The sequence below is a fragment of the Streptomyces sp. NPDC057302 genome (genome assembly GCF_042667685.1).
Classification (GTDB): Bacteria; Actinomycetota; Actinomycetes; order Streptomycetales; family Streptomycetaceae; genus Streptomyces.
Window position 1 is genome coordinate 159,955 of sequence record NZ_JBHUZJ010000009.1, and the last position, 12,184, is coordinate 172,138.

14 protein-coding genes are annotated in these 12,184 nt (G+C 72.4%); 9 read left to right on the top strand and 5 right to left on the bottom strand.

Going from position 1 to position 12,184, the window contains the following annotated elements; all coding sequences use genetic code 11:
• Window positions 1–16: 16 nt before the first annotated feature.
• The 3 genes from ACFUPX_RS10075 to ACFUPX_RS10085 are packed head-to-tail and all read left to right on the top strand — an operon-like array spanning window position 17 to window position 2,981.
• Entirely contained in the window at window positions 17–1,069 is a 1,053-nt protein-coding gene (locus tag ACFUPX_RS10075) for an ABC transporter substrate-binding protein (protein ID WP_383318995.1), read from the top strand.
• On the top strand, window positions 1,070–2,167 hold the full coding sequence (locus ACFUPX_RS10080; RefSeq protein WP_383318998.1) for a FecCD family ABC transporter permease: 1,098 nt from the start codon (window positions 1,070–1,072) through the stop codon (window positions 2,165–2,167).
• Window positions 2,151–2,981: an ABC transporter ATP-binding protein gene (locus ACFUPX_RS10085; protein WP_383319002.1), complete on the top strand. Its 831-nt coding sequence runs from the start codon at window positions 2,151–2,153 to the stop codon at window positions 2,979–2,981. The genes ACFUPX_RS10080 and ACFUPX_RS10085 overlap by 17 nt, the downstream gene beginning before the upstream one ends.
• 102 nt (window positions 2,982–3,083) lie before the next feature.
• Here ACFUPX_RS10085 and ACFUPX_RS10090 read toward each other — a convergent pair whose 3' ends face one another.
• A complete protein-coding gene (locus ACFUPX_RS10090; RefSeq protein WP_383319005.1) occupies window positions 3,084–4,514 on the bottom strand; it encodes an MFS transporter in 1,431 nt (476 codons plus the stop codon).
• A gap of 413 nt (window positions 4,515–4,927) precedes the next feature.
• Between ACFUPX_RS10090 and ACFUPX_RS10095 the strand changes: the two genes are divergently transcribed.
• The 3 genes from ACFUPX_RS10095 to ACFUPX_RS10105 are packed head-to-tail and all read left to right on the top strand — an operon-like array spanning window position 4,928 to window position 8,081.
• Window positions 4,928–5,212 carry a hypothetical protein gene (locus ACFUPX_RS10095; RefSeq protein ID WP_383319008.1) on the top strand — a complete coding sequence of 95 codons (285 nt, stop codon included), beginning with the start codon at window positions 4,928–4,930 and terminating at the stop codon, window positions 5,210–5,212.
• Window positions 5,212–7,563, top strand: a complete 2,352-nt coding sequence (locus ACFUPX_RS10100; RefSeq protein WP_383319011.1) for a heavy metal translocating P-type ATPase — start codon at window positions 5,212–5,214, stop codon at window positions 7,561–7,563. The genes ACFUPX_RS10095 and ACFUPX_RS10100 overlap by 1 nt, the downstream gene beginning before the upstream one ends.
• Entirely contained in the window at window positions 7,560–8,081 is a 522-nt protein-coding gene (locus tag ACFUPX_RS10105) for a copper chaperone PCu(A)C (RefSeq protein WP_383319014.1), read from the top strand. Before ACFUPX_RS10100 ends, ACFUPX_RS10105 begins: the two co-directional genes overlap by 4 nt.
• A gap of 38 nt (window positions 8,082–8,119) precedes the next feature.
• Here the strand turns inward: ACFUPX_RS10105 and ACFUPX_RS10110 are convergent, their stop codons facing one another.
• The 4 genes from ACFUPX_RS10110 to ACFUPX_RS10125 form a co-directional block, all read right to left on the bottom strand.
• Window positions 8,120–8,725: a sigma-70 family RNA polymerase sigma factor gene (locus tag ACFUPX_RS10110; protein ID WP_383319017.1), complete on the bottom strand. Its 606-nt coding sequence runs from the start codon at window positions 8,723–8,725 to the stop codon at window positions 8,120–8,122.
• A 195-nt stretch (window positions 8,726–8,920) separates the two neighbouring features.
• Complete coding sequence (locus ACFUPX_RS10115) at window positions 8,921–9,589, bottom strand: hypothetical protein (protein WP_383319020.1); 669 nt, start codon at window positions 9,587–9,589, stop codon at window positions 8,921–8,923.
• Window positions 9,586–10,275 carry a permease prefix domain 1-containing protein gene (locus ACFUPX_RS10120; RefSeq protein WP_383319023.1) on the bottom strand — a complete coding sequence of 230 codons (690 nt, stop codon included), beginning with the start codon at window positions 10,273–10,275 and terminating at the stop codon, window positions 9,586–9,588. The genes ACFUPX_RS10115 and ACFUPX_RS10120 overlap by 4 nt, the downstream gene beginning before the upstream one ends.
• Window positions 10,272–10,613 carry a PadR family transcriptional regulator gene (locus ACFUPX_RS10125; RefSeq protein WP_383319026.1) on the bottom strand — a complete coding sequence of 114 codons (342 nt, stop codon included), beginning with the start codon at window positions 10,611–10,613 and terminating at the stop codon, window positions 10,272–10,274. The genes ACFUPX_RS10120 and ACFUPX_RS10125 overlap by 4 nt, the downstream gene beginning before the upstream one ends.
• An 82-nt stretch (window positions 10,614–10,695) precedes the next feature.
• Between ACFUPX_RS10125 and ACFUPX_RS10130 the strand changes: the two genes are divergently transcribed.
• The 3 genes from ACFUPX_RS10130 to ACFUPX_RS10140 all read left to right on the top strand — a co-directional run.
• The gene (locus ACFUPX_RS10130) at window positions 10,696–11,172 is read left to right on the top strand and encodes a hypothetical protein (protein ID WP_383319029.1); all 477 of its coding nucleotides are present in this window, start codon (window positions 10,696–10,698) and stop codon (window positions 11,170–11,172) included.
• A gap of 5 nt (window positions 11,173–11,177) precedes the next feature.
• Window positions 11,178–11,501: a hypothetical protein gene (locus ACFUPX_RS10135; protein ID WP_383319032.1), complete on the top strand. Its 324-nt coding sequence runs from the start codon at window positions 11,178–11,180 to the stop codon at window positions 11,499–11,501.
• The coding region (locus ACFUPX_RS10140; RefSeq protein ID WP_383319035.1) for an ATP-binding cassette domain-containing protein at window positions 11,498–12,184 on the top strand (687 nt) is incomplete at its 3' end. The genes ACFUPX_RS10135 and ACFUPX_RS10140, both read left to right, overlap by 4 nt.

A 12,184-nucleotide genomic window follows, 5' to 3' on the forward strand; every position in this document is an offset into this window, starting at 1 on the left:
GCTCGGGGAGTGTTTGATGCGTGTTCGTGTGTGGTGTGGAGCGGTGGCCGCTCTGGCTCTGCTCGCTGCCGGCTGCGGCGGCGATTCGCAGGATCCCGGGGAGGCCGGGGGCAGCGCGGGGGATGCGGTGCGGGCGACCGACTGCAAGGGCCGGGTGACGACGTTCGAGGCCACCCCGAAGAAGATCGTGACCAGCAACGCGGCCGCTCTCGAACTGCTGCTGCGGCTCGGCGTGGGCGACAAGGTGATCGGCACCGGATTCCCGCCGGGCAAGGGCGCGTTCAAGGGTGAACTCGACGCTCAGGCACGTGACGTACCCGTGCTCAGCAAGGCGATCATTCCCGAGGAGAAGCTGCTCGGCTCCGGCGCGGACGTGTTCATCGACGCGTTCGGGCCGATGAACATGGGCGGTGCGGGCGGCCTTCCCACCGATGAGGAGTTCAAGGCCGCGGGGATCAAGCACATCTCCCTGAAGTCCACGGCCTGCGCGGCGTCGCGCAAGAAGCCGGTGACCGATCTCGAAGCGGTCAAGGCCGACATCACCACGCTCGGCGCGGTCACCGGCAGGACGGAACGGGCCACGGAGCTCGTCACCGGCATGGAACGCAAGGTCTCCTCGGTCCAGAAGGCCGTCGGATCCGTCCCCGCGAAGGACAGGCCGAGCTACTTCTTCTTCGACTACGACGCGGGCACCAAGCAGCCCATCGCGATCTGCAACAGGCAGATCGGCAACGCCGTGATCACCATGGCCGGGGCCCGCAACATCTTCGCGGACTGCTCGGGCACGTATCGGCCGGTCGGCTGGGAAGACGTGGTCGCGAAGAACCCCGACTGGATCCAACTCGCCGTACGCAACCGGGGCAGCGAGGCCCAGACGCAGAAGGCCTTCGACGAAGCGCGCCGGTGGCTGGAGAACAACGCGGCGACGAAGGACCTCAAGGCCGTGAAGAAGGGGAGGTTCCTGCGGATCGGCTCCGAGGAGACCACCATCGCGGGGGTCGGCAACGCGGACACCATCGAGAAGATCGCGACGGCCGTTCACCCCGGCAAGCTGCGGGCGGAGCAGTAGATGCCCCTGCTCTCCCTCAACCGCAAGGCGGCAAGGACCCCGGCGGCGGACCCCGTCGTGCGCACCTTACGACCCGGGGTGCTCGCCGCCGTGCTCGGCGCGGCGCTGCTGCTCGCGCTCACCGCCGCCGTGTCCTGGGGGTCCACCGACATCCCTCCGGACCAGGTGTGGTCGGCGGTCCTTCGCCGGGTGACCGGACAGCCGGCGCGGCCGGGGACATCCGATCTGATCGTGTGGCAGCTGCGGCTGCCGCGCGCCCTGCTCGCCGCCGCGGTGGGCGCGGGACTCGGCCTGGTGGGCACGGCCGTCCAGGCCCTGGTGCGCAACCCACTGGCCGACCCTCACCTGCTCGGCATCTCCAACGGCGCCTCGCTCGGTGCCGTGGCCGCCATCGTGCTCGGCGCGGGCGCGGGCGGAACGCTGGGGCTCGGTCTGTCCGGGGCGGCGTTCACCGGGGCTCTCGCCACCTTCGCCCTGGTGTGGTTGATCGCCCGGCGCGGCGGCAACTTCTCCCCGCTGCGTCTTGTGCTCGCCGGTGTCGGTATCGGGCAGTTCCTCGCCGGGTTCACCAGTTATCTCGTACTCCAGGCCGGTGACGAACAGCAGACGCAGAGCGTGCTGTTCTGGCTCATGGGCAGCCTGAGCGGCGCGAGTTGGCCGACGCTCGCGGTCCCCGCCATCGCCGTGCCGCTCGCGCTGTTGCTGCTGCAGGCACGGGCCCGTGGTCTCAACGCCGTGATGATGGGCGACGAGACGGCGGCCGGACTCGGCGTCGACGTCACCCGGCTGCGGCGCGAACTCTTCGTCGTGACGAGCGTGTTGACCGGAATCCTGGTGGCGGTCTCGGGCGCCATCGCCTTCGTCGGCCTGATGGTGCCGCACGCCTGCCGACTGCTCGTCGGCGGCGACCACCGCAGGCTCCTGCCCGTCTCCGCGCTGTTCGGCGCGCTGCTGCTCGTCGTCGTCGACATCGTCTGCCGTACGGCCCTCGACACCCAGGAACTGCCGGTCGGTGTGGTGACCTCACTGATCGGCGCCCCTGCTCTGCTCTATCTGCTCGACCGGCGCCTGGAGGCACGTGGTGAACATCGAGATTGAGGGGCTGGAGGTCTCCTACGCCCGGCGCACCGTCGTCTCGGGTGTCCACCTCATCGCCGCCGAGGGCGAGGTGGCCGGCCTGGTGGGGCCGAACGGCAGCGGAAAGTCGAGCGTGCTGCGCACGGTCTACCGGCATCTGCGACCGGTCGCGGGACGGGTGCGCGTCGCAGGCCACGACATATGGGAGCTGACGCCCGCGCAGGCCGCGCGGAAGGTGGCGGCACTGCCGCAGGAGCGGGGCGGCGACTTCGAGTTGACGGTGCGCGAGGTCGTGGCGATGGGCCGCACCCCGTACAAACGGCTCTTCGCGGGCGACGACGACAGCGACCGCGCGAAGGTCGCCGACGTCCTGGCACAGGTCGGCATGGAGCAGGCGGGCGGCCGTTCCTTCTCGGCGCTGTCCGGCGGCGAACGGCAGCGGGTCCTGCTCGCCCGGGCGCTCGCCCAGGATCCGGAGGTGCTGGTCCTGGACGAGCCGACCAATCACCTGGACGTGCTGCACCAGGTGGAGCTGCTCGCCCTGCTGCGTGCCCAGCGCCGCACCGCCCTGGTCTCCCTGCACGATCTGAACGCCGCGGCCTCGGTGTGCGACCGGCTGCATGTCCTGCACCAGGGAAGGGTGGTGGCCTCAGGGCCACCGCGAGAGGTGCTGACGCCGGAGCTGCTCGCGGAGGTCTTCGGCGTGCGCGCGGCCGTGGTCGAACACCCGCTGACCGGCGACCCGTTGATCGCCATCGACCACCGTGCTCCGGCGGGCACCAGGGGAGTCGGCGCGTCCACGGAGGCCTTGGCTCCGGTCGCGCCCGCTGGTTGAACAAGGCCCGCTGAACGCGTTCATTGAACGTGTTCAGCGGGCGCTTTGCGTTGAACACGTCCAGTCGAACGCGTTCAGTTGAACACGCTTGGCCGAACGCGTTCAGCGGGAGGCGGACCGCGCCGCCGCGGCGCCGGTGCGCGGCGGCGCGTGCTCCGGTACGGGCCGCCGCAGGCTCAGCAGAAGGACCGCGAGGCAGGCCGCCGTGGCCGAGACGACCAGGGCGGAGCGTGCGGCGCCCGTGATGCCCCAGACCGCGGTGGCCAGGGCGGGCCCGACGGCGAAGCCGAGGCTGCGGGACAGCTGCACCACGGAACCGGCCGTGCCCACCGCGCCCGGCGGGGCCGAGGACATCACCAGGGTCTGCACCGGGCCCCCGTACAGACCCATGCCCGATCCTGCGACGGCGAGGCGCCATGCGATGTCCCCCCACGTCAGGCTGTCGTCGCCCAGCGGAAGCAGGAGTACGAGGCCAAGGGCGGTGATCGCGCTGCCTGCCAGCGCCGTGGCCTGCGGCCCGTAGCGGTCGGCGAGGCGTCCGCCCAGCTGGCCCATGAGGCCCATGGCGAGCGGAAAGGACAGCATGGTCAGTCCGGTGGCGGTCGCGGAAAGGCCGCCGTCGCGCTGTAGCCGCAGGGCCATCACGAAGTGCATGGAGGCGAATCCCGCGGCGACGGCGAACACCGCCGTGTTGATCCGGTGCGTCCCGGAGGCGCGCACCACATCGCGGACCTGTCGGCCGCCGGAGCCGCGCAGCCACCATGCCAGCGGGGGAAGCGCGGCGGCCCCGAGCAGCAGCCAGCCCGGGGATGCCGATGCCAGCGTGAGGGACAGGAGCAGGGCCGCGAGGCCGCTGCCGACCAGGGCGGCGTCGGCGAGGAGCCGCCCGCCGGGCGCGTGCAGCTTGCCCGAGCGGGGCAGCAGCCGTGAGGCCACCAGCAACGCCCCGATACAGATGGGGAGCTTGATGAGGAACACCGCCCGCCAGCCGAACGCGTCCAGGAGCATGCCGCCCACGGGCGGTCCGGTGACGGCCCCCAGCGGGCCGAGCGTGGCAGGCACGCTCATGGCCCGCGCGCGCAGCTTCGGCGGCACCGCGCGCATCGCGAGCACCGGCATGAGGACGAACAGCATGGAGCCGAAAGCCCCTTGGGCGATCCGGGCCACGGTCAGCCAGGCCATCCACGGCGCGACCGCGCTGAGCAGGCCGCACACGGCGAATCCGGTGACGGAGACGAGGATGGCCGGTCGCAGCCCGATCTTCGCGCCGGTGCCCCTGCCGTCGAGCCAACGACCCGCGGGCAAGAGCAGTGAAACGACGGCGAGTTGGTAGCCGAGCGCGGCCCACTGCGCCATGGAGGGTGACACGCGCAGGTCGCGGGATATGTCGGCGAGGGAGACATTGACGACGTTCATGTCGAGCATCGCGACGAACGACAGGGCGCCGGCGACGGCGACCAGCAGCCATCGGGCGCCGCTCTCCGCGGCCGGTGGCGTCGTCCCCCGCGAGGCGTCCTGCGCGTCCTGCGTCATCAGTGCTTCCCTTCGAGTCCCTGCGAAGCCGCCCATCTCCGAGCGGGCAGGCGCGGATCGACGGGCTCCGTAAGAGTGGTCGGCTTCCGGCGAGGATAAGTTCCCGCACTCGTCGCGCAGTTGAGGGTGAACGCGCTGGTCGAACGGTGAACGCCGTACCGCGGACGCTTCGCGGACGGTCGGATCGAGGGGCCCGTCAGTTCCCGTGCCATGGCGGGATATTGCTCACGTACGGGATGCGGGCGAAGCCTGGCCGAAGTGGCGGTCCCACGTGCCAGCATGTGCTCACCGGGCCATGCGGGAAACCAGCCCGTCCGGGCACGGCCCCTTCCATGTCTGCCCGTCGGCTCCGCCGCCCCACATTCCCCCGCAGGGCGGCGCGGCCGACGGGTATCCCCGTGCAGGAGCGGAACATGAACGATTCCCAGCAGGACGCGGGCGCCGTGCGGCCGCTCCTGCGGCGATGGAGACCAGCTGCCGCGATGGCGAGCTTCGCCGCCCTTCTCGTGGTGATCTTCGCCGTCGCGTACGCCACCGGATCGGCGGCCGGACCGGTCGCGCCCGGACTGCACCCCGGTCAGGAACAGTCCGTCGGGCCGACCGACGAGGACTCCGACGGCGGCGACGACGGCATGGACGACGGCATGGACGACGGCATGGAGGGTGACATGGAAGGCGACATGGGGGAGGGGCACTGATGGCGGCGGGACTGGCCCACAGAGGAGAGACACAGTCGACCGAGGTCACCACCGATCTGGTCGTCGGCGGCATGACCTGCGCGGCCTGTGTCAACCGCGTCGAGAAGAAACTCGGCAGACTGGAAGGCGTCGTCGCCACGGTCAACCTGGCCACCGGCCGGGCCCGCGTCACCCACCCGGACTCGTACGCGCCGGCGGACCTCGTCGTCGCGGTGGAGCAGGCCGGGTTCACCGCCACGCTTCCGGAACCGCCCGCCGAGACACCCGCCGACGGTACCGGTGCGGAGCCGCGGGACAAGGCCGCCGACGAGGAGGCCAGGCAGCGCGACCGCCTCGTCGTGACGGCCGTCCTCGCCGTTCCGGTGCTGATCCTTTCCATGGTCCCGGCCCTGCAGTTCAGCAACTGGCAGTGGCTGTGCTTCGCGCTGGCCGCGCCGGTGGCGGTGTGGAGCGCGGCGCCCTGCCACATGAAGGCACTGCGCGGTCTTCGGCACTCCGCCGCGACCATGGACACCCTCGTCTCCCTGGGCGTGATCGCCTCGTTCGCCTGGTCGACGTACGCGCTGTTCCTGGGCGGTGCGGGCGACCCCGACATGAGCATGCCGTTCAGCCTGCTGCCGTCGGCCTCGGGCGACGTGGCGCACGTCTACCTCGAAGCGGCGGTGGCCGTGCCGCTGTTCGTCCTGACCGGACGCTTCCTGGAGGCCCGCGCCAAGCACAACACCGGCGCCGCGCTGCGGTCGCTGGCCGAACTCGCCGCCAAGGACGTGTCGGTGCGCGACGCGGGAAGCGGTCGCGAACGGCGCATCCCCATCGAGCAGTTGAAGGTCGGCGAGCACTTCGTCGTGCGGCCGGGTGAGAAGGTCGCCACCGACGGGACCGTGGTCGAGGGCAGTTCGGCCCTCGACGTGTCGCTGGTCACCGGCGAGAGCGAGCCCATCGAGGCGGGGCCCGGCTCGAGGGTGGTCGGCGCCGCGGTCAACGCCGGGGGCCTGCTGGTCGTGCGGGCCACCGCGGTGGGCGCCGACACCCGCCTCGCCCGCATCACCCGCCTGGTCACCGAGGCGCAAGCGGGCAAGGCCAAGGCGCAGCGGGTCGCGGACCAGGTGGCCGGGGTGTTCGTGCCGGTGGTGCTCGCCCTTGCCGTCACCGTGCTCGGCTTCTGGCTGGGCGCGGGGGCCGACCCGCAGGCCGCGGTGACCGTGGCCGTGGCGGTGCTCGTCGTCGCCTGCCCCTGCGCCCTGGGGCTCGCCACGCCCACCGCCCTGCTCGCCGCGAGCGGGCGCGGCGCCCAGCTCGGCATCCTGGTCAAGGGGCCCCGAGCCCTGGAGACGCTGCGGGGGATCGACACCGTCGTACTCGACAAGACCGGCACGCTCACCACCGGCCGCATGCGCGTCGCCCTGGTGACGGCGGACCCCGACGGCATCGGGGAACGGGCGGCCCTGCGCCTTGCGGGAGCGGTGGAGCAGGGCTCCGAGCACCCCCTCGGGAAGGCGATCGCCGGGCACGCGGAACAGGCGCGGGAGGCGGAGTCAGGGGGGCCGCTGCCCCGGACGACGGAGTTCACCGCCCGTGTCGGAGCGGGCGTGGCGGGGCGGGTGGAGGAGCGGCACGTCGAGGTGTGCGCCCCTGGTGACACCAGGCTCTCCGCGCCCCTGGCCGCGGCGCTGGCCGAAGCCGAGGCCGCCGCGCACACGCCGGTCCTCGTCCGGGTGGACGGCAGGACCGAGGCAGTCATCGCCCTGGGGGACACCCTGCGGCCCGAGGCCTTCCGCGCGGTGGACCGGCTGCGCCGCCTGGGGCTGCGGACCGTCCTTGCGACCGGAGACCGGGAGGCGACCGCACGTGCCGTCGCCGCCGAACTCGGCATCCCCGATTCCGACGTCCACGCGCGCTGCACCCCGGAGGACAAGGCGCTCCTCGTCAAGGAGTTGAAGGGCGAGGGGCTGCGGGTCGCCGTCGTCGGGGACGGTGTCAACGACACGGTCGCGCTGGCCGGCGCCGACCTGGGCATCGCGATGGGCGGCGGCACGGACGCCGCGATCGGCGCCGCCGACGTGACGCTGGTCCGTGAGGACATCGCGGCCGTCGCGGACGCGGTCAGGCTCGCCCGCAGAACGATGGGCACGATCCGCGTGAACCTCCTCTGGGCGTTCGGATACAACCTTGTGACGGTGCCCCTCGCGATGACAGGGTGGCTCAACCCGATGGTGGCGGCCGCCGCGATGTCGGTCAGCTCGCTGCTCGTGGTCACCAACAGCCTGCGCCTGCGCGCCTGGCAGCCCACCGCCCCTCATGTCGTACGAGGGGGCCGTGGCCCGGCGCGTCAGCTGGAGGCCGCCGCGTGAGCGCCGAGGGAAGGACCGCGGGACGGCTGCGACAGCGGGCATCGGCCGCCCTCCCCGCCCTGGCCGCGGCGGTGGCCGCCGCGCTGGCTCTGGGGGGACTCTCCATCTGGACCGCCGCAGGCGCCGCCGGGTCCGCGCCCGAACTCCGGATCACCGCGGCCCGCGTGCTGCTGCCGTCCGAGGGCAACGACAGCACGGCCGCCGTGTTCCGCATCCGCAACAGCGGCGGGGCCGCTGCCCGGCTCGTCTCCGTCAGCTCCCCGGCGACGGGCGACGCCATGCTCTCCTACGGCGCGCCCGTCGGCGACCGGGCGGCACGCATGTCCATGGTCGGCGGGGTCATGGTGCCCGCTCACAGAACGCTGACCATGACGCCGTACGGACTCGACGTGATGGTCGAGCTCCGCGAGCCGCTGCGCCTGGGGCAGCGCATTCCGTTCACCCTGCGCTTCGGGGACGGCGGGTCGCTGAAGACGGAGGCCGAAGTCGTGCGCAACACGGACTGGAACGCGCCCTGACACCGCTTCCCTCGCAGCACGCCGAGCCCGGGGTGAACTCACCCCGGGCTCGGTGTGCCTTCGGCCGCGTGCAGCAGTGAGGCCATGACCGCCCTGGCCCTCGCCACCCGGGAGCGGACGGTGCCGATCGGGCAGCCGGCCGCGTCGGCGGCGTCCGCGTAGGGCAGTCCGAGGACCTGGGTGAGCACGAACGCCTGTCTTCGGGGAGCGTCCAGGGAGCTGAGCAGGTCGAGCAGCGCCACCCCCTCGTCGAAGCCGGGCAGGCCGCCGGTCTGCGCCCGCTCGGCCTCCGTCCGCCAGTTGGGTCCCTCGGCGAAACGGGGGCGGGCGGCGGCCGCGCGGTAGCGGTCGGCCACCACGCGGCGGGCGATGGAGAGCAGCCACGTACGGGCGCAGGAGCGGCCCGCGAACCGGGGCAGGGCGGTCAAGGTGCGTAAGTACGTCTCCTGGGTGAGGTCTTCGGCTCCTTGGACGTCGGCACCGAGGTGGGCGACGAAACGCCAGACGTCGGCGCGCGTGGCGCGCACGAAGCGTTCGAGGGCCTCGCGGTCGCCGTCGCGGGCGGCCAGCGCCCACTCGGTGATCTGTGTGTCGCTGGGCGCGGCGGATCTGCCGCTCGACGCCTGTTTCAGGGCAGGGGGCATCGCAGACTGTCCTTCGCGTGCGGACGGAACCTGCCGTGTGGACATGGCCCCGTCGGCGGACACCCTTCGCGTCCCGGATGAGGGCGCGGGGGCAGGGGCGGTGGGATCGGCGCGCGCGTATGCCGTGCGGGTGGGCACCGGCGCAGGGCGCACCGCGTCACCGGCCGTGCCCCGTGCGGGTGTCGGCCGGTGGTGTCAGACGGAGTTCGGGCGGCGCGGCGGGCCGCGGCGGGAGACGACATGACGCAGGAGCGGCAGCCGCGGTCCCGGCAGCGGCAGCGGCACGGCCGACGAGGGCTGGTGTCCCGGCAGCGGCGACGGCCGTTGGACGGCGCGGTCCAGCGGTGCGAAAACGAAGGCGGCGAGGGCCCGGCCGATGCGTCGCGCCGCGGCTTCACCCCGCCACAGCCACAGTCCGCACAGCAGCCCGGCCAGCGCGTGGGCGGACGTCATGCCGGCCCAGGCCTCGAAGCCGGATTCGGTCTGGCCGGTCCGCATGTGCGCCATGCCCGCACCGGAGTGCCGGGGCGCGGTGGAGGGGGCGGGGCCCGGCCCGGCCGCCGTCTGGGAGAGCGTGAAGGCCGAGTGCAGGGCGAGTTGGGTCAGTACGCTCGCGCCGCACACCGCCAGGGCTCCGCGAGGCCGGCCGGTCAGGCACCAGGCGGTCGCGGCCACGGCGGCGAACGCGCACCACACGGCCCAGGCGGGCAGCGTGTGGCCGGACATCAGGGCGTGCCCCGGGGCCGTCACCGATACGCACACGGCGGCGAAGACCGTGGAGCGCGTCAGCCTGCCGGCCACGCCGCCGCGGCGGCGTGGCTCCGTGCGGCTTGCCGTGTACGTCGCGACCGACCGCGGGTTCACCGCGGTCCGGTGGGTTCCATGATCGGCAGGCGCGCGACCTGGCGGCAGGCGCGGACCGAGCTGGCCATCACGCCGTGCGACGTGGCGGCGAGCGTGCAGGCGAGAGCGATCAGCGGCCAGTTGGTCGCAAGAACGGAGGCCGTGGCGAGGGCGAGCGTGGCGACGGCGATGGACAGGCTGGCGGTCGTGCCCGTCCAGCCGACCATCCGCGGCAGCTCGTCCGGGGTGGGCAGCCAGCGGGCGAGGGTGCCGGTGGCCGCGAGCGCGCCCGCCGCGAGCAGGGCCGCCACGACCGCGATTCCGGCCAGATAGACGGCCATCAGCTGTGCGGTCCACGGCAGGGCCCAGTCCTGGTCGTCGCCCGCGTTGCGGACGAGGAACCAGCAGGCGATCAGGAAGGGCATGGTGACGGCGATGGACCGGGCCGTGTGCCGGGCCTGGGCGATGGTCAGTTCCCGCTGGCAGCTCGCCACCAGGTCGTCCATGGTCCCGAACTCGCGTAACGCCTGGCCCGCTGCGCGGTCGTAGGGAATCCCCTGTCGCGTGTGCTCCGCCACGGAATCGGTGAGGCCGTCGCGCACCTCTTCGAGGAGCCTCGCCTTGGCGCGGACCGGCCCGTGCAGTGCGGCCTCCAGGGCCGAGAGATAGTCCTCGACGGGGTCGTCGCACTGCTCCACGGCGCTCACGTGAGGAGCCCCGGCGGGGCCGCGGGATTCAGGACCGAGCCGATCGCCGTCGTGAATTCGGTCCATGCCGACCGCTCGTTGGCCAACGTGCGCTGGCCGGCGTCGGTCAGTTCGTAGCAACGCTTGCGCCGCTCGCCGACGGACTGCCAGCTGCTGCACAGCAGGCCCACTCGCTCCAGGCGGTTGAGGGCGGGATAGATCGTGCCCGTGCGCAGCTCGAGCGCGCCGCCGCTGCGTTCCTGCACCGCCGTGATGATCGCGTACCCGTGGAGGGGGCCTGGCTCGAGCACCGCGAGCAGCAGCCCGTCCAGATGTCCTCTGACCGCGTCCTGTCTCATGAGTAGGCAGCCTACACAACCGGGGCGTTGGTGTGCTATCTATTGGCAGCCAACATATCCAAGGTCGGTGGAGGGGTCCGCAGTGACCAAGTTCTTGTTATCGGTGCACGTCATCGTGGCGATCCTGGCGGTCGGACCGATCGCCGTGGCCGCTTCGATGTTCCCGCGCTACGCACAGCAGTTGGCGACCGAAACGGACGACCCGGGGGGCAAGGCGGCCGGAGTCGCCGGGATCCTGCACAAGATCTGCCGCGGGTACGCGCTCTTCGGCATCGGCGTCCCGGTCTTCGGGTTCGCCACCGCCGCCCAGCTCGGCGTGCTCACCGATGTCTGGCTCATCATCTCGATCGTCCTGACCGCCGTCGCGGCGGCCGTCCTCGCGATGGCCATCCTGCCCAGCCAGCAGCGGGTGCTCGCGGTGGCCGGAGGCACCGCCGAGCCCGGTGCCTCCGCCGTCCCGGCGAGCCGGCTCTCCATGCTCACGGGTGTCTTCAACCTGCTGTGGACGGTCGTCGTGGTCCTCATGATCGTCCGCCCCGGCTCTACGACGGGTGCGTGATCTCGATGCGTACGTTGCGAATCGCGGCGGCGGTCGAGGCCCTCTCCCTCGTCGTCCTGCTGCTCAATGTCTTCACCATCCATGCCAAGCCGATCACCTCGCTGGGCGGGCCGACCCACGGCACGGCCTATCTCGTCGCCATCGCGATGACGTGGGCGATCCCCGCGGCCGCCGGGACGGGCGCCCGGTGGCTCGCCCTGATCCCCGGAATCGGGGCCATGCTCGCCCTGCGGAAGCTCGGCGGCGTCCCCGAGGGCGCCACCGGTCCGGGCACGCCCGTTCCGGCGCAAGAGGTACGGCCGTCGAGCGAGGACAGGAGCCGGTCATGAGCGGTACCGGTACGGAAGCAGCCATCGAGGTCAGCGGCCTGGTGAAGACCTTCGGGGAGAAGCGGGCCGTCGACGGCATCGATCTCACCGTCCCGCCGGGAACGGTCTACGGACTGCTCGGCCCCAACGGCGCCGGCAAGACCACCTTCGTGAAGACCCTCGCGACCCTGCTGCGGCCCGACGGCGGCCAGGCGCGGATCTTCGGCCGTGACGTGGTCCGGGAGGCGGACGAGGTGCGCGCCCGTGTCTCGCTCACCGGTCAGTACGCCTCGGTGGACGAGGACTTGACCGGCACCGAGAACCTGATGCTCCTTGGCCGACTGCTCGGCTACGGCAAGTCCGCGAGCCGCACGCGCGCCGCGCAGCTCCTGGAGGCCTTCGGTCTCACCGAGGCGGCGGCGCGGCAGGTGAAGAACTACTCGGGCGGCATGCGGCGCCGCATCGACATCGCGGCGTCCATCCTCAACACACCGGATCTGCTGTTCCTGGACGAGCCGACCACCGGGCTCGATCCGCGCAGCCGCAACCAGGTCTGGGACATCGTGCGGGCGGTCGTCACGCAGGGCACGACGGTCCTGCTCACCACCCAGTACCTCGACGAGGCCGATCAACTGGCCTCCCGCATCGCCGTGATCGACGACGGCAAGGTGATCGCCGAAGGCACCAAGGGCGAGCTCAAGGCC

What these genes read in the sequence shown, in the direction of transcription:
- ACFUPX_RS10075 (WP_383318995.1), top strand. Translation starts at nt 17, where the DNA reads ATGCGTGTTCGTGTGTGGTGTGGAGCGGTGGCCGCTCTGGCTCTGCTC.
- ACFUPX_RS10080 (WP_383318998.1), top strand. Translation starts at nt 1,070, where the DNA reads ATGCCCCTGCTCTCCCTCAACCGCAAGGCGGCAAGGACCCCGGCGGCG.
- ACFUPX_RS10090 (WP_383319005.1), bottom strand. Translation starts at nt 4,514, where the DNA reads ATGACGCAGGACGCGCAGGACGCCTCGCGGGGGACGACGCCACCGGCC.
- ACFUPX_RS10095 (WP_383319008.1), top strand. Translation starts at nt 4,928, where the DNA reads ATGAACGATTCCCAGCAGGACGCGGGCGCCGTGCGGCCGCTCCTGCGG.
- ACFUPX_RS10100 (WP_383319011.1), top strand. Translation starts at nt 5,212, where the DNA reads ATGGCGGCGGGACTGGCCCACAGAGGAGAGACACAGTCGACCGAGGTC.
- ACFUPX_RS10110 (WP_383319017.1), bottom strand. Translation starts at nt 8,725, where the DNA reads ATGCCCCCTGCCCTGAAACAGGCGTCGAGCGGCAGATCCGCCGCGCCC.
- ACFUPX_RS10125 (WP_383319026.1), bottom strand. Translation starts at nt 10,613, where the DNA reads ATGAGACAGGACGCGGTCAGAGGACATCTGGACGGGCTGCTGCTCGCG.
- ACFUPX_RS10135 (WP_383319032.1), top strand. Translation starts at nt 11,178, where the DNA reads ATGCGTACGTTGCGAATCGCGGCGGCGGTCGAGGCCCTCTCCCTCGTC.